Annotated in this window: 19 protein-coding genes; 5 read left to right on the top strand and 14 right to left on the bottom strand. The window is 71.0% G+C overall.

Features of this window, described 5'->3' with window-relative positions; all coding sequences use genetic code 11:
- Positions 1-256 precede the first annotated feature (256 nt).
- Positions 257-646 (bottom strand): VOC family protein, encoded by a 390-nt coding sequence (locus ACFQU3_RS16000; protein WP_385911505.1) that lies wholly within the window; start codon positions 644-646, stop codon positions 257-259.
- A 167-nt stretch (positions 647-813) separates the two neighbouring features.
- The gene (locus ACFQU3_RS15995) at positions 814-1374 is read right to left on the bottom strand and encodes a TetR/AcrR family transcriptional regulator (protein WP_385911503.1); all 561 of its coding nucleotides are present in this window, start codon (positions 1372-1374) and stop codon (positions 814-816) included.
- A gap of 128 nt (positions 1375-1502) precedes the next feature.
- On the opposite strand from ACFQU3_RS15995, the gene bioB reads away from it, so the two are divergent.
- From bioB to bioD, 4 genes are read left to right on the top strand one after another with little or no spacing between them, the layout of a single operon-like run.
- A complete protein-coding gene (gene bioB / locus ACFQU3_RS15990; protein WP_385911501.1) occupies positions 1503-2579 on the top strand; it encodes a biotin synthase BioB in 1077 nt (358 codons plus the stop codon).
- A complete protein-coding gene (bioA, locus tag ACFQU3_RS15985; RefSeq protein WP_385911499.1) occupies positions 2572-3912 on the top strand; it encodes an adenosylmethionine--8-amino-7-oxononanoate transaminase in 1341 nt (446 codons plus the stop codon). The genes bioB and bioA overlap by 8 nt, the downstream gene beginning before the upstream one ends.
- Positions 3909-5171, top strand: coding sequence for an 8-amino-7-oxononanoate synthase (locus tag ACFQU3_RS15980; RefSeq protein ID WP_385911497.1), 1263 nt, complete (start codon positions 3909-3911; stop codon positions 5169-5171). The genes bioA and ACFQU3_RS15980 overlap by 4 nt, the downstream gene beginning before the upstream one ends.
- Complete coding sequence (gene bioD / locus ACFQU3_RS15975; RefSeq protein WP_385911495.1) at positions 5164-5868, top strand: dethiobiotin synthase; 705 nt, start codon at positions 5164-5166, stop codon at positions 5866-5868. The genes ACFQU3_RS15980 and bioD overlap by 8 nt, the downstream gene beginning before the upstream one ends.
- Positions 5869-5922: 54 nt before the next feature.
- Here bioD and cimA read toward each other — a convergent pair whose 3' ends face one another.
- From cimA to ACFQU3_RS15920, 11 genes are all read right to left on the bottom strand, one after another.
- Positions 5923-7503 (bottom strand): citramalate synthase, encoded by a 1581-nt coding sequence (gene cimA, locus ACFQU3_RS15970; RefSeq protein ID WP_385911493.1) that lies wholly within the window; start codon positions 7501-7503, stop codon positions 5923-5925.
- Between the two features lie 327 nt (positions 7504-7830).
- A complete protein-coding gene (locus ACFQU3_RS15965; RefSeq protein ID WP_385911491.1) occupies positions 7831-8553 on the bottom strand; it encodes a gamma-glutamyl-gamma-aminobutyrate hydrolase family protein in 723 nt (240 codons plus the stop codon).
- Between the two features lie 38 nt (positions 8554-8591).
- Positions 8592-9359, bottom strand: a complete 768-nt coding sequence (locus tag ACFQU3_RS15960) for a 3-oxoacyl-ACP reductase (protein WP_385911489.1) — start codon at positions 9357-9359, stop codon at positions 8592-8594.
- Positions 9360-9399: 40 nt separating this feature from the next.
- Positions 9400-10773 (bottom strand): aldehyde dehydrogenase family protein, encoded by a 1374-nt coding sequence (locus tag ACFQU3_RS15955; protein ID WP_385911487.1) that lies wholly within the window; start codon positions 10771-10773, stop codon positions 9400-9402.
- A gap of 103 nt (positions 10774-10876) precedes the next feature.
- Positions 10877-12244 carry a glutamine synthetase family protein gene (locus ACFQU3_RS15950; RefSeq protein ID WP_385911485.1) on the bottom strand — a complete coding sequence of 456 codons (1368 nt, stop codon included), beginning with the start codon at positions 12242-12244 and terminating at the stop codon, positions 10877-10879.
- Positions 12245-12255: 11 nt separating this feature from the next.
- Entirely contained in the window at positions 12256-12999 is a 744-nt protein-coding gene (locus tag ACFQU3_RS15945) for a FadR/GntR family transcriptional regulator (protein WP_385911483.1), read from the bottom strand.
- Between the two features lies 1 nt (position 13000).
- Positions 13001-14575, bottom strand: coding sequence for an amino acid permease (locus ACFQU3_RS15940; RefSeq protein ID WP_385911481.1), 1575 nt, complete (start codon positions 14573-14575; stop codon positions 13001-13003).
- 131 nt (positions 14576-14706) lie between these two features.
- A complete protein-coding gene (locus tag ACFQU3_RS15935; RefSeq protein WP_385911715.1) occupies positions 14707-15510 on the bottom strand; it encodes an HAD family hydrolase in 804 nt (267 codons plus the stop codon).
- A 50-nt stretch (positions 15511-15560) separates the two neighbouring features.
- The gene (locus ACFQU3_RS15930) at positions 15561-16685 is read right to left on the bottom strand and encodes a branched-chain amino acid aminotransferase (protein ID WP_385911479.1); all 1125 of its coding nucleotides are present in this window, start codon (positions 16683-16685) and stop codon (positions 15561-15563) included.
- A 281-nt stretch (positions 16686-16966) separates the two neighbouring features.
- Complete coding sequence (locus tag ACFQU3_RS15925) at positions 16967-18031, bottom strand: 3-isopropylmalate dehydrogenase (RefSeq protein WP_385911477.1); 1065 nt, start codon at positions 18029-18031, stop codon at positions 16967-16969.
- A 145-nt stretch (positions 18032-18176) separates the two neighbouring features.
- Positions 18177-18257, bottom strand: coding sequence for a 3-isopropylmalate dehydrogenase (locus ACFQU3_RS15920; RefSeq protein ID WP_385911713.1), 81 nt, complete (start codon positions 18255-18257; stop codon positions 18177-18179).
- A 365-nt stretch (positions 18258-18622) separates the two neighbouring features.
- Here ACFQU3_RS15920 and ACFQU3_RS15915 point away from each other — a divergent pair, with 365 nt between their 5' ends.
- A complete protein-coding gene (locus ACFQU3_RS15915) occupies positions 18623-19912 on the top strand; it encodes an AI-2E family transporter (RefSeq protein ID WP_385911475.1) in 1290 nt (429 codons plus the stop codon).
- A gap of 97 nt (positions 19913-20009) precedes the next feature.
- Here the strand turns inward: ACFQU3_RS15915 and serA are convergent, their stop codons facing one another.
- Positions 20010-21593 carry a phosphoglycerate dehydrogenase gene (gene serA, locus ACFQU3_RS15910; RefSeq protein WP_385911473.1) on the bottom strand — a complete coding sequence of 528 codons (1584 nt, stop codon included), beginning with the start codon at positions 21591-21593 and terminating at the stop codon, positions 20010-20012.
- Positions 21594-21683 lie beyond the last annotated feature (90 nt).

The following is a 21683-nucleotide window of genomic DNA, read 5'->3' as shown; positions in this document are numbered from 1 at the left end:
GTGGGCACCGGCGCGGGTGAAAGTGCCCACTCGACGTTCGGGAACGCCGTCTCCAGTCGAGTGGGCAGTTTCCACCGGCCCCCGAGTGGGCACCGGCGCGGGTGAAAGTGCCCACTCGACGTTCGGGAACGCCGTCTCCAGTCGAGTGGGCAGTTTCCACCGGCCCCCGAGTGGGCACCGGCGCGGGTGAAAGTGCCCACTCGACTTTCGTGGGGTGCCGTACGCGTCGGCTCCGTTCGTGGCGACGCGCTCCTCGTCAGTCCGGGTCGTCGAGATAGAGGCAGAACGGGTGGCCCGCGGGGTCGATCATGACCCGCACGTCCTCCTGCGGCTGGAAGGCGGCGACCTGCGCGCCGACCTGCACGGCATACGCCGTCGCGGCCTCGAGGTCGTCGACCTCCAGGTCGAGGTGCACCATCATCAGCGGTTGGCCCGACTCGCTGGGCCACACCGGACGCACGTAGTTCGGCTCCCGCTGGAAGGCGAGGTTGTAGCCCGACGTCTCGTCCGGGGCGAGAGTCGCCCAGCCGGGCGTGTCCTTGTAGAGCGTCCACCCGAGCAGGCGCTGGTAGAAGTGCGCCAGCTCCGACGCGTCGGGGGCATCGAGCACGACACCGAACCAGTGCTTCTTCGTCCGCAGCGGCATCGCACCAGTGTGCCCGCGCTGAATGTGCGTGCGGGATGTATCAGGGCGGTCGGCCCGCGCTCTGTCAGCTGTCGGCGAAGGTTCGGGCACGCGCGCCGACGACGTCCATCCCGGCAGGGGGTGGTGCTGGGCGGCGCCCGGGCCGCCCAGCACGTGCATGTCCGGGCTCAGTCCCGACCGGTCGCCAGGCCTCGCACGATGACGGCCATCCCCACCTCGAAGGCCTTCGCGTCGCTCGTCGCGGCGGGTGCTGGCAGGTCTGGGTCCACCTGAGCCACCAGCGCCCGGTTCTGCTGTGCCGCAACGGAACCGAGGATGTGGTGCAGCACGAGCGTCGCGACCTCGTCACGCTCGGACGCAGCCGCGCCGGCGTCGTGGACCAGCCGCGCGAGATCGCGGAAGGGACGCGCCGAGCCCGGCTCGACGGCATACGCGAGGGCGACGACGTCGGCCGCATCGGGAACCCGTAGGAGCGCTTCGCGGATCGCGACCGCCACACCGGTGAGGGCCTCGGCCGGAGGACGGTCCGTCGGCGGCTCCGGGATCTCGGCGAGGAGCACGTCGGCCACCTCGACGAGCAGCTCCTGCTTGTTGGCCACGTGCCAGTAGAGCGCTCCCGGGGCGACTCCGAGCTCTCGCGCGAGGCGGCGCATCGACAGGTCGCCGAGCCCGTAGCGGCGCAGCAGGTCCACCGCGGTCGTCACGACCTGCTGCCTGCTGAGTGCCATGGCCCTCCCTGCCTCGATCTCGGGCGACCTCAGAGACGGACCCCACGTTGACAACCGAGCGTAACCACTCGGCATACTGAACGGCGTTCAAGTTGAACACCGTTCAACGCTGCGCGCAAGGAGCCTGCATGACCCGCCGATTCGACGACCTCGCCGACGCCGTCCTCACCGGCACGCCCGCCACCGCCGACGAGGCGCTCGACGTGCTGCGGGCGACCGACGATGAGCTGCTCTCAATGGTCGACGCCGCGGCTCGCCTGCGCCGCAAGCACTTCGGCAACACGGTCAAGGTGAACTACCTCGTCAACCTCAAGTCGGGTCTCTGCCCCGAGGACTGCCACTACTGCTCACAACGGCTCGGCTCGCAGGCCGACATCCTCAAGTACACGTGGCTGGGGACCGACGAGGCGATCGAGCAGGCTGCGGCCGGCCTGCGCGGCGGTGCGACCCGGATCTGCATGGTCTCGAGCGGGCGCGGTCCCACGAACCGGGACGTCGATCGGGTCGCCGGCATGGTGGGTGCCCTCAAGGGCGAGCACCCCGGCGTCGAGGTGTGCGCGTGCCTCGGGCTGCTCAAGGACGGCCAGGCCGAGCGGCTGCGTGAGGCCGGCGTCGACGCCTACAACCACAACATCAACACGGCCGAGTCACACCACGACGACATCGTCACGAGCCACACGTACGCCGACCGTGTCGAGACCGTGACGAAGGCCAAGGAGGCCGGGCTGTCGCCCTGCTCGGGCCTCATCGCCGGCCTCGGCGAGAGCGACGAGCAGCTCGTCGAGGCGCTCTTCGCGCTGCGCGACCTGGGCTCCGACTCGATCCCCGTCAACTTCCTCATGCCCTTCGACGGCACACCCCTCGAGGGCACGTGGGAGCTGACGCCGGGCCGCTGCCTGCGGATCCTCGCGATGGCCCGGTTCGTCTGCCCCGACAAGGAGATCCGTATCGCGGGCGGTCGCGAGATGCACCTGCGGTCACTGCAGGGACTGGCGCTGCACGTCGCCAACTCGATCTTCCTGGGTGACTACCTCACGTCGGAGGGGCAGGCGGCTGACGCCGATCTCGAGCTCATCCGCGACCACGGCTTCGTCGTGCTCGGGAGCGAGCCGGAGTCGCCAGCCACCCCGGGCACGGCGAGCCCGACGCACGACCCCGCCAAGCGACGCCGCGGCGCCGGAACGGACCTGCCCGCCAATGCCTGACCCCGTCGGGACGCCGCTCGCCGCCCGCGACCGCGGGCTCGTCTGGCACCCCTACGCACCGCTCGACGGCCCCGAGCCGTATGCCGTCGAGGCGGCCTCGGGTGTGCGCCTGCGTCTGGTGGCCGCCGACGGAGAGACGTTCGAGGCCGTCGACGCGATGGCGTCCTGGTGGTGCGCGGTCCACGGCTACCGGCACCCCGTGCTCGACGCGGCCGCGCACGAGCAGGTCGACCGGTTCAGCCACGTCATGTTCGGCGGTCTGACGCACGAGCCGGCGGTGAACCTCGCCGAGCGCCTGACGGCGATCGCGCCCGGCCCCATGGCGCACGTCTTCTTCGCCGACTCCGGCTCGGTGTCGGTCGAGGTCGCCCTCAAGCTGTCGTTGCAGTACCAGGCGGCGCGCGGCAGGCCCGCCCGACAGCGGTTCCTCACCGTCCGCGGCGGCTACCACGGTGACACCTTCGCGGCGATGAGCGTGTGCGACCCCGTCGACGGGATGCACTCCGCCTTCCCCGGCGCGCTGGCGCGCCAGGTGTTCGCGCCCCGACCGCCGGCGGCTCGTCTCGTCGTCGGCGCCGACGGCGAGGAGCGCTGGGAGCTCGACCGGTCCGCGGTCGAGCTGTGGGCCGTGGAGGTGCGCGGCCTCGCCGCCGCCCACACCGACGAGCTCGCGGCTGTCGTCGTCGAGCCGGTGCTGCAGGGGGCCGGCGGCATGCACGTCTACCACCCGGACTGTCTCCGCGTCCTGCGCGAGGTGGCGGACGACCACGGCCTGCTCCTCGTCATCGACGAGATCGCTACAGGTTTCGGCCGCACGGGCCGGCTCTTCGCGTCGGAGTGGGCCGACGTGTCTCCCGACGTCATCTGTGTCGGCAAGGCCTTGACCGGCGGGTACCTCACTCTCGCAGCGGTGCTCACGACCCGGCGGGTCGGCGAGGCGATCACCCGCTCGGCGTTCCGTGCCCTCTTGCACGGCCCGACCTTCATGGCCAACCCGCTCGCGTGCGCGGTCGCCACCGCGTCGCTCGGTCTCGTCGAGGAGCACTGGAAGGACGACGTCCCACGCGTCGGGCGGTTGCTCGCCCAGCACCTCGCGCCGGCGCAGGGTCTCGTCCACGTAGCCGACGTGCGTACCCTCGGGGCCGTCGGCGTCGTCCAGCTCGACTCGCCCGTCGACGTGCAGGCGGTGACCCGCGCGGCCCTGCGCCGTGGCGTGTGGGTCCGCCCGTTCCGCGACCTCGTCTACACGATGCCACCGTACGTCTGCACGGACGACGAGGTACGCGTCGTGGCCGAGGCCGTCGTCGCAGCCGTCGCGGAGGTGCACGGATGAGCGGCGTCTGGGACGCGTGGCTGCAGGAGCGGTCGGCCCTGCGCTCGGAGCGCGGCACCGAGCGCTTCGACCCCGTGCTCCGTCTCGGGGGACGACTGCCGGGCCGCCACGACGCGCTCGACCTCGCCTCCAACGACTACCTCGGGCTCTCCCAGGACGAGCGCGTCGTCTCGGCCGCCCGCGAGGCGCTCGAGCGCTACGGCGCGTCGGCCACGGCGAGCCGGCTCGTCACCGGCACCCTCCCGATCCACCGGGACCTCGAGGCCTCGCTCTGCCGACTCACCGGGCAGCCCGCGGCCCTCGCCTTCTCCACCGGGTATGCCGCCAACCTCGGAGCGCTGACCGCGCTGAGCGGCCGCGGGGCCGAGATCCTCCTCGACGCCCACTCGCACGCCTCGCTCCACGACGCGGCACGCATGTCGCGCGTGCCCTACGCGACGTTCGCGCACAACGACCCAGCCGATCTCGACCGCGAGCTCGCTACCAGGGCAGGGCGTCGCGTCGTCGTGGCCGTCGAGTCGATCTACTCGGTGCTCGGCGACGCGGCGCCGCTTCAGGCGTTCGTCCACGTGTGCCGGCGACGCGGGGCCCTGCTCGTCGTGGACGAGGCGCACGGCATCGGTGTCGCCGGCCATGGTCGCGGCCTCGTCCACGAGCTCGGCCTCACCGGCGCCCCCGATCTCGTCGTCACGCTGACGCTGTCGAAGTCGCTCGGGTCGCAAGGCGGCGCGGTGCTCGGCTCGACGGCGGTCCGCGACCACCTCGTCAACACGGCGCGCAGCTTCATCTTCGACACCGGCCTGGCACCCGCGAGCGCCGGCGCGGCGACGGCAGCGGCGGTCCTCGTCGCCGACGACCCGACCCTCGCCGCAGCCGTACGCGCCAATGCGCGCACCATCGCGACCGTGTGCGGGATCGACCAGGCGGCCGGGGCGGTGCAGTCGCTACCCATGCCCTCACCCGCTGCGGCTGTGGCCGCGACCCTCCAGCTGCGCCAGCAGGGGGTCCTCGTGGGCTGTTTCAGGCCGCCGAGCGTTCCAGACGGCGTCTCCCGGTTGCGGGTCACCGCTCGCGCCGACCTGACCGGCGCGGACCTGCTCGCAGCCGCCTCTCTCGTCGCCCGCGCCGTCGAGAGGTCACGGGCGGACGACGCTCCCTCGTCCGTCCGTGGCCTCCCGACGGTCGCGGCCGGCCAGGGTGTCGACCCGGCCCGGGCCACCTCGCTCCACGCCGCGCCGCCGCGCGACCCCAATGGCTGAGGGGGTGCTGCCGAAGGTGCTCGTCGTCACGGGCACCGACACCGACGTGGGCAAGACCGTCGTCACGGCGGCGGTCGTGGCGACGCTCCGCGCGGCGGGTCGCGGCGTGGTGGCCTACAAGCCGACGCAGACGGGCGTCTCGCCCGACGAACCGGGCGACATGGCCGAGGTCGGCCGTCTCACCGGGGCGCCCACGTCGGAGGGCGTGCGCCTGCGAGCTGCGATGGCGCCGCGTCCAGCCGCCGCGCTCGAGGGCGCGACGCTCCCGACCCTCGACGACCACCTCGCGGCCGTCCATCGACTGGGCCGACACCACGACCACGTGGTCATCGAAGGTGCCGGTGGGTTGCTCGTCGAGCTCACCGAGGCGGGCGAGACCGTGGCCGACCTGGCGCGCGCCCTCGTCGACGCCGGCACCGTGCTCGTGGCCCGAAGCGCGCTCGGCACGCTCAACCACACGATGCTGACCCGAGAAGCCTTCTTGCACAGGCGGGTCCGGCAGCTCGGCGTCGTCATCGGCGGGTGGCCCGACGAGCCGAGCGTCGTCGAGACCACGAACCGCGACTACCTCGAGGGCCTGCCCGAGGGCCTGATCGGCGCCGTCCCCTGGGGGGCGCCGGCGCTCGCACCGGAGGCGTTCCGCGCCGCGGCACCCAGCTGGCTACCGGGACTGCACGACATGGTCACCGCGCCCTGAACGCCACCGGGCCGCACGGCATACCCGACCCGCGGCGCTGCGTGCCCACACGCCTCAGCGGCGCGGCACGCCCTGGCGCAGCAGGCCGTGGACGATGCCGTCGGTCAAGGCTCGCCACGACGCTGCGAGGATCGAGCCCGCGACGCCGATGGTGTCCCACGACGTCTCACCGTCGGAGGTCTCGATGAGCACACGTGTCACGGCGTCGGTGCCGTGCGAGGCATCGAGGATGCGCACCTTGAAGTCGATGAGCTCGATCTTCTCGATCTCGGGGTAGGCGCGGCTCAGCGCCTCGCGAAGGGCGTGGTCGAGGGCGTTGACCGGCCCGTTGCCCTCGCCCGTCGCGATGAGTCGTGAGCCGTCGGCGCGGAGCTTGACGGTCGCCTCGGACGTCGCGTCGCCCTCCCCCGACGAGTCGGTGATGACGCGCCACGACTCGACCTCGAAGTAGTGCGTGCAGCCCGGCTCGAGCGCCTCGCGCACCATCAGCTCGACCGTGGCGTCGGCGGCGTCGAAGGTCCAGCCGCGCAGCTCGAGGTCCTTGACCTCTGCGAGCACCTTCGCGACGACGTCGGGACGGTCGGAGAGGTCGAGCCCGGCCTCACGCGCCTTGAGCTCGATGCTCGCGCGACCCGCCATGTCGGAGACGAGCGTGCGCATGCCGTTGCCGACGAGAGCGGGGTCCATGTGCTGGTAGAGGTCGGGGTCGACCTTGAGGGCACTCGCGTGCAGGCCGGCCTTGTGCGCGAAGGCGCTCGCGCCGACGTAGGGCTGACGGCTGTAGGCGGGGACGTTGGTCACCTCGCTGATCGCGTGCGCGATGTGCATCGCCCGCCGGAACGCGTCGACCTCCATGGCCTCGAGCCCCAGCTTGAACTGGAGGTTGGCCGCGACCGTGAGGAGATCCGCGTTGCCGGTGCGCTCGCCATAGCCGTTGACGGTGCCCTGCACGTGCGTCGCCCCGGCGCGGACAGCGGCGACCGAGTTGGCGGCCGCACAGCCGGTGTCGTTGTGGCAGTGCGCACCGATGCGGGCGCCCGTCTCGGCGATGACGTCGGCGACCACCACCTCGACCTGGTGCGGGAGCATGCCGCCGTTCGTGTCGCACAGCACGACGACCTCGGCGCCGGCCTCGTGCGCGGTGCGCACCACCGACAGGGCGTAGTCGCGATCGAGGTGCCAGCCGTCGAAGAAGTGCTCGCAGTCGAGGAAGACCCGGCGCCCCTCCCGGACAAGGAAGCCCACCGTGTCGCGGACCATCGCGAGGTTCTCCTCGAGCGTGGTCTTGAGGGCGCGCTCGACGTGCCCGGTGTGCGACTTGGCGACGAGGCAGACGACGGACGCGCCCGAGTCGACGAGCGCGCGTACGAGGGGGTCCTCCGCGGCGACGCCGCCGGCCCGTCGGGTGGCCCCGAAGGCGGCGAGCGTCGCGCGGTGGAGGTGCAGCTCGCCCTTGGCGCGCTCGAAGAACTCGGTGTCCTTCGGGTTCGCGCCCGGCCAGCCGCCCTCGATGAAGTCGACCCCGAGATCGTCGAGCAGTCCGGCGATGGCCAGCTTGTCCGACACCGAGAGGTTGAGCCCCTCCTGCTGGGCGCCGTCGCGCAGAGTGGTGTCGTAGACGTGCAGCGCTTCCATGGCCTTCATTGTCCTCGATCTCGGGGATGCGGCCGACCGCGGCATGGCGGTCGGCACGGGGTGAGCTCGCGTCTCGTTCTCTTCTCGGGTGCGGTGGGGCCGGGGTGGTGGCCGCCGCGGGTCTCCCTCAGGGGTGGGTCGGGAAACAAAAAGACCCCCCAAGGGTTGGGAGGTCTGCGCAACGAGGGGTGCTCGTTGCGCTATTCGATAATGAGCGTGCCGGTGGGCACGAGGCGCTTCATCACACGCCAAAGGTAGGGCTCCCGAAACACGGGCGAAACACCACGTCCGCATGGTGGACCCGCTGTCCACGTGGCGGGCGGGGGCTCAGCCCTGCCGCACCGCCACCGCGGCCTCGACGAGCGCGTGGAAGAGGCGCGGGTCGCGCCCGACCTCCGGGTGCCACTGCACGGCAAGGCGGAAGGCCGCGTCGGGGTCCTCCATGGCCTCGAGCGTGCCGTCATCGGCCCACGCGGAGGGTTCGTACCCGGGGTGAGTCAGCACCGACTGGTGGTGGTAGCTCGGCACGTCGGTCTGCTCGCCGAGGATCTCGGCCACCCGCGTACCCGGCACCGTCCGTACGGGGTGGCTGCCGTATGTCGCGGGGCCGGGTGAGTGGTCGTCGTGCCCGACGCGGTCGGGCACGTGCTGCTCGAGCACTCCCCCGGCGGCCACGGCCATGACCTGCATGCCGCGGCAGATGCCGAGGATCGGCAGGTCGAGCGTGGCCGTCGCGCGGGCGATGGCGAGCTCGGTCGTGTCGCGGTCGGGTCGGGACGCCTGGACGGTCGCGTGCCGCTCATCGGCGTAGAGCTCCGGGGCGACGTCGACGCCGCCCGCCAGCACGACGCCGTCGAGGCGCCGGAGGATCTCGAGGGCGACGCCGTCGTCGGTGTCGGGGCGCGGGGGGATGACGACCGCGATGCCCCCGGCGTCCTCGACCATGCGCACGTAGCGGTGCGGGACCAGCGCACCGGGGACGTCGACCCAGTGGCCCCACGAGGCGCGTTCGACGTAGGCCGTGATCCCGATGACCGGCCGCCCGCTCACCTAACGCACCTCATCCCTTCCATGACACCACGCGTAGCTCAGAGAGGTGTGACATACGCGCCGGAGATCCCGCCGTCGACGAGGAAGGTCGAGGCCGTGATGAAGCTCGACTCGTCGGAGGCGAGGAAGAGCACGGCGTTGGCCATCTCCTCCGGCTCGCCGAACCGCCCCATGGGCACGTGGACGAGGCGCCGCGCGGCGCGCTCCTCGTCCTTGGCGAAGAGCTCCTGGAGCAGCGGCGTGTTGACCGGTCCGGGGCACAGGGCGTTGACCCGGACACCTTCCCGGGCGAACTGGACGCCGAGCTCGCGCGACATCGACAGGACGCCCCCCTTGCTCGCGCTGTAGGAGATCTGTGAGGTCGCGGCGCCCATGACGGCGACGAACGACGCGGTGTTGATGATGGAGCCCTTCTTCTGCTCGAGCATGTAGGGCAGGGCGGCCTTGCAGCACAGGTAGACCGAGGTGAGGTTCACCTCCTGGACCTTGCGCCACGCGTCGAGGTCGGTGTCGAGGATCGAGTCGTCCTCGGGCGGGCTGATGCCGGCGTTGTTGAACGCGATGTCGACGGAGCCGTACGTCTCCTTGGCCGTGCGGAACAGCGCGTCGACGTCCTCCTTGCTCACGACGTCGGTGCGCACGAACGTGCCCGCGACCTCGTCGGCCACGCGTGGCCCCTGGGTCTCGTCCAGGTCGCCGATGACGACCTTGGCGCCCTCCTCCGCGAACCGCCGCACGGTCGCGAGCCCGATGCCGGAGCATCCGCCCGTGATAACCGCGACCTTGCCGTCGAGCCTGCCTGCCATGTGGGTTCCTTCCAGCCAGTGGATCTGCGTGATGTGTCGGTCAGTCGGTGGAGATGAAGACGTTCTTAACCTCGGAGAAGGCGTCGAGCGCGTCGGGGCCGAGCTCACGGCCGATGCCGCTCTGCTTGAAGCCCCCGAAGGGCGTCGAGTAGCGCACGCTGCTGTGCGAGTTGACCGAGAGGTTGCCGGCCTCGACTCCGCGCGCGACGCGCAGCCCGCGACCGATGTCGCGTGTCCAGATCGAGCCGGACAGCCCGTATGCCGTGTCGTTGGCCTTCGCGACCGCGTCGGCCTCGTCGTCGAACGGCATGACCGCGACGACCGGTCCGAAGACCTCCTCCTGCCAGACCCGGTCGGTCGTGGACCGCGGGAGCACGACGGTCGCGGGGTACCAGTAGCCGGCACCTTCAGGCGCCTCGCCACGGAAGGCGACGTCGACGTCGTCGGCCGACTCCTCGACGAACGAGCGGACGCGCTCGTGCTGCCCGGCGCTGATGAGCGGGCCCATGTCGGCCGACTCGTTGCGCGGGTCCGTGACGACGACGCCGCGCACCGCCGTCTCGAAGTGCTCCATGAACGTGTCGAAGACGCTGCGCTCGACGAGGATGCGACTGCGCGCGCAGCAGTCCTGGCCCGCGTTGTCGAAGACGCCGTAGGGTGCCCGGGCCGCTGCCAGCTCGAGGTCCGAGTCGGCGAAGACGATGTTGGCGCTCTTGCCTCCGAGCTCCAGGGTGACCCGCTTGACCTGGTCGGCGGCCCCCCGCATGATGCCCTGGCCGACCGCGGTCGAGCCGGTGAAGCAGACCTTGCGGACGTCGGGGTGCGTGACGAACCGCTCCCCCACGACCGACCCCTTGCCCGGCACCACGGTGAGGACCCCCTCTGGCAGGCCCGCCTCGAGAGCGAGCTCGCCGAGCCGCATCGCCGTGAGCGGCGTGAGCTCGGCCGGCTTGAGCACGACGGTGTTGCCCGCCGCCAGGGCCGGCGCGAACCCCCAGCCCGCGATCGGCATGGGGAAGTTCCACGGCACGATGATGCCGACGACGCCGAGCGGTTCGCGGAAGGTGACGTCGATGCCGCCGGCGACCGGGATCTGCCGGCCGAAGTGTCGCTCCGGGGCACCCGCGTAGTAGGCGAGCACGTTACGGACGTTGCCTGCCTCCCAGCGCGCGTTGCCGATGGTGTGCCCGGCGTTCTCGACCTCGAGCAGGGCGAGCTCCTCCTGGTGCTCACCGACGAGGTCGGAGAATCGGCGCAGCATCAGGGCCCGGTCCGCGGGGCTCACGGCCCGCCAGGCCGGGCTCGCTGCCGAGGCCCGGGCGATCGCGGCGTCGGTCTCCTCCACCGAGGCGAGACCAACCGTGCGGACGACCTCCTCGGTGGCCGGGTTGATGACGTCGTGGGTCGTGCTCATGTCGTGCGCTTCACTTTCGTAGTTCTCGGTCCTGCCACCCGGTTCGATGTTTCTGCGTGGCCCAGAGGCCGCGGCAATACATCGAACGGGATGATGTCGGGGGTCAGAGGCGCTCGAAGCCGCGGCGGCGCTCCCAGTCGGTCACGGCGGCGTCGAACGCCGTGATCTCCACGTCGGCGGCGTTGACGTAGTGGTCGACGACCGCGTCGCCGAAGAGCCGTCGGGCGAGAGCGGAGCGGTCGAGCAGGTCACGCGCCTCGCGCAGGGTCGCGGGGACATGCTCCTTGTCGGACCGGTAGGCGTTGCCCTCGAAGGCGGGCTCGAGCTCGAGCTTCTCCTCGATACCGTGCAGCCCCCCGGCCATCATCGCCGCGACGGCGAGGTAGGGGTTGACGTCGCCGCCGGGGACCCGGTTCTCGACGCGCAACGCGGAGCCGTGGCCCACGACGCGCAGCGCGCACGTGCGGTTGTCGTGTCCCCAGGCGATCGCGGTCGGTGCGAAGGTGCCGGGCTGGAACCGCTTGTACGAGTTGATGTTCGGCGCGTAGAAGTAGGTGAGCTCGCGCATGGTGGCGAGGATGCCGGCGATGAAGTGGTCGAACACCTCGCTGTGCCCGTGCTCGCGGGAGTCGTCGGCGAAGGCGAGACCGCCGTCGGCGCGGCGCAGCGAGAGGTGGATGTGGCACGAGCTGCCCTCGCGCTGGTCGTACTTCGCCATGAAGGTGAGCGACTTGCCGTGCCGGGCGGCGATCTCCTTGGCCGCGTTGCGGTAGACGACGTGGTTGTCGCAGGTCTTCACGGCCTCGTCGTAGAGGAAGGAGATCTCGTGCTGGCCGAGGTTGCACTCTCCCTTGGCACCCTCGACGACGATGCCGCCTTTGTACATCTCGTTGCGGATCTCGCGCAGCAGCGGCTCGACGCGGTCGCCGCCGAGGATCGAGTAGTCGACGTTGTAGCGGTTCGCGGGCGTCATGCCGGTGTAGCCGCGGTCCCAGGCAGCGTCGAAGGAGTCCTCGAAGACGATGAACTCCAGCTCGGTCCCACAGAACGCGGTGAGCCCCATCGAGACGGCCTTGTCGACCTGCGCCTTGAGCACCGAGCGGGGCGCCTGTGCGACCATGCCGCTGCCGTCGAGCCAGGTGAGGTCGCACTGGATCGTCGCGGAGTGCGGCGCGCCGGGAGTGCGCCGCAGCGTCGAGAGGTCCATGTCGAAGAACATGTCGCCGTAGCCGCGCTCCCACGACGAGATGGCGTAGCCGTCGACGGTGTTCATGTCCACGTCGACGGCGAGCAGGTAGTTGCAGCCCTCGGTGCCCTGCTCGAGCACGTGGTCGAGGAAGTAGTGGCCGTGCAACCGCTTGCCCTGCAGGCGTCCCTGCATGTCGGTGAAGGCGACGATGACGGTGTCGACGGTCCCCGACCCGATGTCGGCGCGGAGCTGCTCCAGGGTGAGCGTGGGCGCTGGTGCCATGTCGTGCCGTCCTATCCGATGAGTCCGCGCAGCAGGGCGGAGGTGGCGTCGCAGTGCTCCTCCATGACGGCGCGGGCGCGGTCCGCGTCGCCGGCGAGGATCGCCCCGACGATGTGGTGGTGCTGGTCGTTCGAGTGCTCGATGTTGGGCCCGAGCACGGGGATGGCGACGAGCATCTCGTGCACGGCCGCCTGTGCGCGCGTCACGGCGTCGATGAGCATCGGGGAGCCGGAGAGCGTCGCGATGGCCAGGTGGAGGCGTGAGTCGGCCACCCGGTGGGCAGCCGGCCCCTCGGCGTCGTCGACGGCCGCGAGGCTGTCGGTGAGCCAGGCCCGCTGGTCGGCGGCGAGCGCCTGCGAGGCGGCGAGCCACGCCGCCCCCGGCTCCACGACCCGCCGGAACGTGAGCGCGTCGAGCATCGCGGCCCCGCTGCGCACGAACGTGCCGCTCGCCTCGGTTCGGAGCTGCTCGGCATGGGTCACCCACGTGCCTCCGCCCCGACCTCGGCGGGTCGTGACGAGACCCGACTCGCGCAGCGCGGCGATGGCGTCGCGCAGCGTGTTGCGGCTGACCCCGAGCCGCTCGGCCAGGTCGCGCTCGGGTGGCAGCTGCTCGCCGTCCGCGAGCACGCCGAGGCGGATGGCGCGGGCGAGCTGCTCGACCGTGTTCTCGAACGCGTTGCCGGGCGCCGGGCGCAGTACGGCATCCGGCAACGCGTTCCTCGCGAGGTCGCTCGCACCCCCGACTCCGGCCATGTCAGTCGAGCAGCTCCGCCGCCGGCTTCGTGTCGTGGCCCTCGGGCACGTCACGCATGAAGTGCTTGCGGCCGGCGACGAGCCACGACGCGAGCGCGAACAGGGCAACGACCGCGACCGTGATCGGCGCGAAGTTGAACGTGGCGTCGCCGAACGTGCCGGGCGAGTACTGCGGCAGCAGGAACAGCACGACGATGAACCCGACCCAGACCACGGCGACCCAGCCGATCGGGGCGCTCCAGCGGCCGAGGTTCCACCGGCCCTGGCGGAAGTCGGGGTTGAGCCGACGGAGCAGGATCGGCGTCGCGTACGCGATGTAGAGGCCGATGACCGCGACCGAGGTCACGGCGAAGAAGGCCGTGGTGTTCCAGACGGCCGGCACCGTGAGGACGAAGGACAGTGCAGCGCACAGCCAGATGGAGTTGGTCGGCGTGCCGGTGCGCGGGTTGATCCGCGCCCAGATGCGCGAGCCGGGGAGCGCGTTGTCGCGGGAGAACGCATACGACATCCGGGAGTTGGCGGTCACCGAGGCCATGCCGCAGAAGAACTGGGCCACGCCGCAGATGACCACCATGACGAGCCCGAGGCGCTCGCCGAGCGCGTCGAGGAAGATCTGCGCCGGGGGCAGCCCGTTCGCGTCCGCGGCCTCGCGGGCCTTGCCGTAGTCGGTGATGGCCGCCGTCACGGAGACGAGCAGCACCGAACCGGCGATGATCGACACCCAGACGCTGCGCACGATGCCCTTGGGTGCCTCGACGGCGGCGTTACGGGTCTCCTCGGCCACGTGGGCCGACGCGTCGTAGCCGGTCAGCGTGTACTGGGCCATGAGCAGCCCGACGAGGAAGGCGTAGATCGGCAGGCCGAAGATGCCGCCCGATCCGGCGAAGCCCGTCTCGTTGACGTAGTGGGTGAAGGTCCACGAGAGCGACTGGTGCTCGATCGGGGCAGCCCAGAGCGCGACGACGATGACCGCCACCCCACCCACGTGCCACCAGGCGCTCACCGACGACAGGAGCTTGACGAGGTCCACCCCGAACGTGTTGAGCAGGGCGTGCGCCACGAGCAGGACGACGAAGACGAGGAAGACCTGCGGCAGGCCGAGCGAGTTGCCGGTCGCCATCGTGTAGACCGCCGACCACGTCACGGCGGCGCCGTAGTCGATGGAGGCTGTGACGGCCACCTCGCCGAGGAAGTTGAACCAGCCGACGAACCACGCCCACTCGCGCTTGTTCGTGCGGGCGAGCCGGCCGGCCCACCAGTAGAGGCCGCCCGCCGTCGGGTAGACCGAGCAGATCTCGGCCATGGCGAGGGCGACGCAGAGCACGAAGGCGCCGCAGATGAGCCAGCCGATGTTGATGGCCAGCGGGCCGCCGGCGTCCATGGCCAGGTAGTACGTCGTGATGCACCCGGCGAGGATCGAGATGATGGAGAAGGAGACGGCGAAGTTGGCGAAGCCGCTCATGCCGCGGTGAAGCTCTTGCTTGTAACCGAGGTCGGCGAGCATCGACTCGTCGTCGGACACGGCAGCCGTGGCGACCGGGCTGAGGGTGTCGGGTGTGGAAGGAGGAACGCTCATGCACTACCTCGCAAACATCGTGCGGCGGACCTTTGTCCACCACTCCCAGAAGGTTGGTGGCATCCTTCACCCGCACCAGCAGTGCCGTCAATGGTTCTTGTTCAAACCTTTGATGTCGGAGCACTTGCGGCTCACGATGTGAGCAGCTCCTCGAGGGTGCGCGCCACACCGTCGTCGTCGTTCGAGGGGCAGACGCGGTCAGCCGCCGCGCGAGCCTCCGGATGGGCGTTCGCAACCGCCCAGGCGGTGCCGGCCCACTCGAGCATCGGGACGTCGTTGGGCATGTCACCGAAGGCCCACACCTCGGCTGCGTCGATGCCCAGTCGGTCGCACCATCGCACGAGGCCCGCGGCCTTCGTGACGCCCGGCGCCGAGATCTCGGCCAGACCCCCGGTGCCGGAGTGCTGCACGAGCGCTCGATCCCCGATGATCTCTGCGACGCGCGGGATGACGTCGTCGTCGGGCAGGTGCTCCGTGCGGGCCAGCAGCTTGCCCACGACCGCCTCGGCGGGCAGGTCGTCGATCGGCGCGGGGACGAGGCCGGCCGGCACCCACCTGGGGTGCAGCTCGGGGTAGTCCGGCTCCGTGTGGACGCCGTCCGTCAGCTCGGCGCTGAAGCCGATGCCGGGCAGGGCCGCTCGCAGGTCGGCGACGAGCTCGCGCACCAGCGCGCGGTCGAGTGGGTAGGCCGCGGTCACCCGGCGCGACCGTACGTCGTAGTCGAACGCGCCGTTGGCACTGATGACGGTGCCGTCACCGCCGACGGCGTCGGCGAGCGGGTCGAGCCAGCGAGGCGGCCGCGCCGTGACGAAGACGACGCCGACGCCCAGGGCCTCGACGGCACGCAGGACCTCGCCCGTGCGTCGCGAGATCGAGCCGTCGGAGCGCAGCAGCGTCCCGTCGAGGTCGGTCGCGACCAGGCGTGGGCGCCTCAGCCCCGAGACGTCCACGACCACCGGTCCCCCGCCGTTCGCCGGACGAGTCGTCACACGAGCCGCGTCAGCCAGCCGTGCGCATCCTCGATGCGGCCGTACTGGATGTCGAGAAGCCGGTTGCGGATGGCCTCGGCGTAGCGATCCTCGTGGCCGTCGCGGCGGTGGTCGACCGAGCCGCCGGCCCAGCGCAGCTCGCCGACCGGGGTGACGACCGCGGCGGTGCCGCAGGCGAAGATCTCGACGATGTCGCCGTTGGCGGCCCCTTCCTTCCACTCCTCGATCGGGATGCGCCGCTCCTCGGGCTCGAGGTCGAGCTCCTTTGCGATCTCGAGGATCGAGCTGCGGGTGACCCCCTCGAGGATCGTGCCGGTCAGCTCGGGCGTGATGATGCGCCCGTCCTTGGTCACGAGGAAGAGGTTCATGCCGCCGAGCTCCTCGATGTACGTGTGCGTCGAGGAGTCGAGGAAGACCGCCTGGTCGCAGCCGTGCTCGATGCCCTCGAGCTGGCCGGCGAGAGAGCTCGCGTAGTTGCCACCGCACTTGGCGGCACCGGTGCCGCCCTCGCCCGCGCGGGCGTAGTCGGTCGAGATCCACAGCGTGACGGGCTTGAGGCCGCCGGAGAAGTAGGCGCCGGCCGGCGAGGCGATGACGGAGTACGTGACGTGCTGGGCCGGGCGCACCCCGAGGAAGGCCTCGGAGGCGAACATGAACGGGCGCAGGTAGAGGCTCTTCTCCCCCGCGTCACCGGCCGGCACCCACGCCTGGTCGACGGTGACGAGCTGGCGCAGCGACTCGATGAAGTCGGCCTCGGGCAGCTCGGGCAGCGCGAGGCGTCGTGCGGAGCGGGCGAAGCGGGCGGCGTTGGCCTGGGGACGGAAGGTCCAGATCGAGCCGTCGGCGTGACGGTAGGCCTTCATGCCCTCGAAGATCTCCTGGGCGTAGTGGAGCACCGCGGCCGCGGGGTCGAGCTGGAAGGGCCCGTAGGGCTTGACCTGCGCGTCGTCCCAGCCGCCGTCGGCCGTCCACGTCGCGACGACCATGTGGTCGGTGAAGGTCTTGCCGAAGCCGGGGTTCTCGAGGATCTCGGCGATCCGCTCGGGCGGCGTCGCGTCGTCGCGGGGGGTGACCGCGAAGGACAGCCGGGTCGAAGAAGCCTGGGCGGCGTCCGTGGTCATGACAAACCTCCAAAGACAATCAGCAGTGATCGACGTCAGGCTATCGCCCACATCGTGAGATGAGACACCGGCCCTGCTCCGTGCGAGGGGGCCGCTGGGTGATTCGCGCGCGTCGCGTGCGAGCGCGCGAGACGAACGCCGGTCGCGCGCCAAGTGGCGCGCTCGGCATCAGGTCCGCGCGCTCCACGAACGAGCGCGCGAAACGGGTGCGGGTCGTCCGTATGCCGTGGGGTGCGCCCCCCAGGCATACGCGAGGCGGGCGGGGTGGCCCGCCGTGTGGCTCAGAGTCGGGATACGACCGCGTCGCCGACGGCGGTGGTGCTGCGTACGGCTGCGCCGCGCTCGGCCAGGTCGGCCGCGACGGCCGCCTCGACGCGCTCCGCCTCCGTGTCGAGACCGAGGTGCGCGAGCAGCATGCCGACCGAGAGGATCGCCGCGGTCGGGTCGGCCTTGGACTGGCCCGCGATGTCGGGGGCGGAGCCGTGGACGGGCTCGAACATGCTCGGGGTCGTGCGCGCCGGGTTGATGTTGCCCGACGCGGCGAGCCCGATGCCGCCGGCGATGGCGGCGGCGATGTCAGTGAGGATGTCGCCGAAGAGGTTGTCGGTGACGATGACGTCGAAGCGGCCGGGGTCGGTGGCCATGAAGATCGTCGCGGCGTCGACGTGCTGGTAGGCGGTCTCGACGTCGGGGAACTCAGCGCCGACCTCCTCGACCGTGCGGCGCCACAGGTGACCCGCGTGGGTGAGGACGTTGTGCTTGTGAACGAGGGTCAGGTGCCGGCGCGGGCGCGCCTGGGCGCGGGCGAAGGCGTCACGGACGACACGCTCGACTCCGTAGCGGGTGTTGACGCTGACCTCGGTCGCGATCTCGGCGGGCGTGCCGACGCGCAGCGCACCACCGTTGCCGGTGTACGGGCCCTCGGTGCCCTCGCGGACGACGACGAAGTCGATGCCGTCGGGCGCGACGCGGGCGACGTCGAGCGGGCTCGTGACGCCGGGGAAGAGCTTGGCCGGGCGCAGGTTGACGTAGTGGTCGAGGGCGAAGCGGAGCGGCAGCAGGACCCCGCGCTCGAGGACGCCGCTCGGGACGCTCGGGTCGCCGATGGCGCCGAGGAGGATCGCGTCGTGGCCTCGCAGCTCGTCGAGGACCGAGTCCGGCAGGGTCTCGCCGGTCGCGTGCCAGCGGCGGGCGCCGAGGTCGTAGTCGGTCGTCGCGAACTTCGGGCCGCCCGCCCCGGTGACCGCATCGAGGACCTTGAGCCCTTCGGCGACCACCTCGGGACCGATCCCGTCACCACCGATGACGGCAATGGAGTAGGCGTCCCTGACCTGCGTCTGTCCCATGGTCGTCAGCCTAGAACCCGTCTTGTGATGTGGAATGCGTGTCTCAGTTACTGAACGACGGCGAAGGCCCCCACCTGGCGGGTGGGGGCCTTCGCGACGTCATGCTGCTCGGAACCCGGTTCGACTGGGTCCGACTGCGTGCGACTCAGTTGTCGGTGTGGCCCTGGTCGCGCAGGTCCATCGAGTCCTGCAGAGCCTGACGGGCTGCTTTGGCGTCTTCGCTCATGGTGATCACGTCTTTCGATTGCACTGCCATTGGTGGTCTCAGGTGGCTCCAGCCCGGGTGGGCGAACCGGTCAGCAGAAGGGTGCGCGGGATCTCCGCGGCGAGGTGCTGACTACCTGGACTCGCCGCGGCGGGGAATAAGTACGACCTGCCGCGTCATGCAATTCACGGTACGCGCGGCTACCCACGGGTAAAGGGGGTTTCCACTAGATGAGACGTGCAGTCCGGCATTCGTCCACAACATCATGGGACGGGTGAGCGGCGTCACGACGACACGGGCGCTCCCAATGGCTCGGCCGCGCGACGCCGCCGCGTGACCTCCCGCGCATCCCCCGCTCGCGGGCACCCGGACCGTAGGCTCGCCGCGTGAGCGCCGACCAGCCCGACGCGCCAGTCGACCCAGCCGACCCAGCCGACCCGGCGTCCGGCGCCGCTCGTGACCCAGTCGACGGCGAGCGGGAGCACAGCCACGCCGTTCCGGGTGTGCCGTTCGACGACCAGGCCCGCTGGATCGCGATCACCCCCGGCAACGCGCGCCGGGTCACCGCCATCGTGCTCGGCTCCCTGGTGCTGCTCTCGATCGCATCGTGGGCCTTCAACGCCATGGGCAGCTTCCTCTTCCTCCTGCTCCTGGCCTGGCTGCTGTCCATCGCGATGGAGCCGGTCGTGCTCTGGCTCGCAGGGCGCGGCCTGAGGCGTGGCCTCGCCACGGGGCTGACGATGCTCGGCATGCTCCTGCTCTTCGCCGGGATCGCCGAGCTCTTCGGCCAGCTGTTCCTGTCGCAGCTCTCGGAGCTCGGTTCGCAGCTGCCCGGCGCCGTCACGGCGGCCATCGACTGGGTGAACTCCACCCTCGGCACCAGCTTCGACCTCGAGCAGATCCAGAAGGCCCTGAGCCTCACGCCCGACAAGCTCGGCGAGCTCGCGGGCAAGTACGGCGGCGGCATCGTCGGTGTCTTCGGCTCCGTCGTGACGTTTCTCTTCGACAGCCTGACGATCCTGGTCTTCGCCTACTACTTCTCGGCCGACAGCCCGCGGCTGCGCCAGACCATAGGCTCGTGGCTGCCACCGCGCTACCAGCGCGTCTTCGTCACGGTGTGGACGATCTCGGTCGAGAAGACCGGCGGCTACGTCGTCTCGAAGGTCGTCCTCGCCGCGCTCTCGGCGGTGTTCCACGCCGCGTTCTTCTGGTTCATCGATGTGCCGTTCTGGCTGCCGCTCGGGGTCTTCGCCGGCATCGTCGGCCAGTTCATCCCGACGATCGGCACCTACATCGGCGTCGTCCTGCCCGCACTCTTCGCGCTGCTCGACAAGCCGATCAACGCGGTCTGGATCGCGCTCTTCGCGACCGTCTACCAGCAGGTCGAGAACTACGTCTTCACTCCGAAGATCAGCCGTCGCACCATGGACGTCCACCCCGCCGTGGCACTCGGCTCGGTCATCGCGGGCGCTGCGCTCTTCGGGCCCATCGGCGCCCTCATCGGCATCCCGGTCGCGGCGGTTGCCCTCGCGATCGTCGACACGTTCAGGAAGCGCCACGAGCTGCTGCCCGAGCTCGCCGACCTCGAGACGTCGGTCGACGGCTCCGACAGGGACACCGCGAACGACGCCGGCACCGACGAGTCCCAGGACCGGGACGGCGCCGACCGCTCCTGACGGCCCCTGAGCATGCCGCTGGGCGGGCTCCTCCCGGATGGCTCCGTGGGGGACCCGCCCCGGGGCGTACGTCCGTGGCGCGTCGGGCGCCGATGGCTCAGTCCTGGAGGTCGACGGCGGTGAACGTCTTGGCCTCGACGGCCTCGGAGAGCTCGGAGGCGAGGGCGGGCGGCACGGCGGTGTCGACGTTGAGCACACCGATGGCGCGGTCCTCCTGGCGGGAGACCTGCATGCCGCCGATGTTGATGCCGGCGTCTCCGAGGATGCGGCCGACGGACCCGATGACGCCGGGACGGTCGGAGTACTCGAAGACGAGCATGTGCTCGGTGAGCGGCACCTCGAGGTCGTAGCCGTTGACCCCGACGAGCTTCTCGACCATCTTCGGCCCGGTCAGCGTGCCGGAGACCGACACGACCGTGCCGTCCACGAGGGTGCCGCGCAGCGTCGTGACGTTGCGGAAGTCGCCCGAGTCGGGGTCGGTGACGAGGCGCACGACGCAGCCGCGCTGCTCGGCCAGGACCGGCGCGTTGACGTAGGTGACGGCGTCCTCGACGACGTCGGTGAACAGCCCCTTCAGCGCGACGAGCTTCCACACGCTGACGTCGTGCTCGATGATCTCACCGCGGACGTCGACGTCGAGCTGCGCCGGGACGGAGCCGGCGACGGCGGTGAAGATGCGCCCGAGCTTCTCGACGAGCGGGATGCCCGGACGGACCTCCTCGGCGATGAAGCCGCTGCTGACGTTGACCGCGTCGGGGACGAGCTCGCCACCGAGCGCGAGGCGCACCGACCGGGCGACCGCGATGCCGGCCTTCTCCTGGGCCTCGTCCGTCGATGCGCCGAGGTGCGGCGTGACCACGACGGACTCGTGCTCGAAGAGCGGCGACTCGGTGGTGGGCTCGGTCGCGAAGACGTCGATGCCGGCCCCGGCGACGCGGCCGTCGGCGATGGCGCGCGCGAGGGCGGCCTCGTCGACGATCCCGCCGCGGGCCGCGTTGACGATCCGCACCGACGGCTTGACCTTCGAGAGGGCCTCCTCGCCGATGAGGCCGAGGGTCTCGGGCGTCTTGGGCAGGTGGATCGTGATGAAGTCGGACTGCGCGAGCAGCTCGTCGAGCCCGACGAGGTGGGCGCCGAGCTGGCCGGCCTTGGCGGGCGAGGCGTAGGGGTCGTAGGCGAGGATCTTCATGCCGAAGCCCTTGAGTCGCTCGGCGACGAGGGCGCCGATGCGGCCGAGGCCGACGACGCCGACGGTCTTGTCGAGCAGCTCCACGCCGGAGTACTTGCTCCGCTTCCACGCGCCGGCCTTGAGGGCCTGGTTGGCAGGGGCGATGTTGCGGGCGGTCGCGAGGAGCAGGCCGACGGCGAGCTCGGCGGCCGAGGTGATGTTGGAGGTCGGGGCGTTGACGACCATGACGCCCGCCTGGGTGGCCGCCTGCACGTCGACGTTGTCGAGGCCGACGCCCGCGCGGGCGATGACCTTCAGCTGCTTGGCGGCCGCGATCGCCTCGGCGTCCATCTTCGTGGCCGAGCGGATGAGGACGGCGTCGACGTCGGCGAGCGCCGGGAGCAGCTCGTCGCGGTTGGCTCCATCGGCCGAACGGACCTCGAAGTCGGGTCCCAGCGCCTCGATCGTGGCGGGCGACAGCTCTTCGGCGATGAGGACAACGGGCTTGCTCACAGGGGAATCCCTTTCCGAGACGGATGCGTGGCGGGTGCCGTGGAGGGCGCGTGGCCCTGGTCCATCCCGGACGCGGGCCGATGAGGCACC

The sequence above is a fragment of the Terrabacter sp. GCM10028922 genome, from assembly GCF_042666095.1.
In the GTDB taxonomy this organism is placed as follows: Bacteria; Actinomycetota; Actinomycetes; order Actinomycetales; family Dermatophilaceae; genus Terrabacter.
The sequence above is the reverse complement of the archived record's forward strand: the minus strand, read 5'-3'. Positions and strand labels throughout refer to the sequence as shown.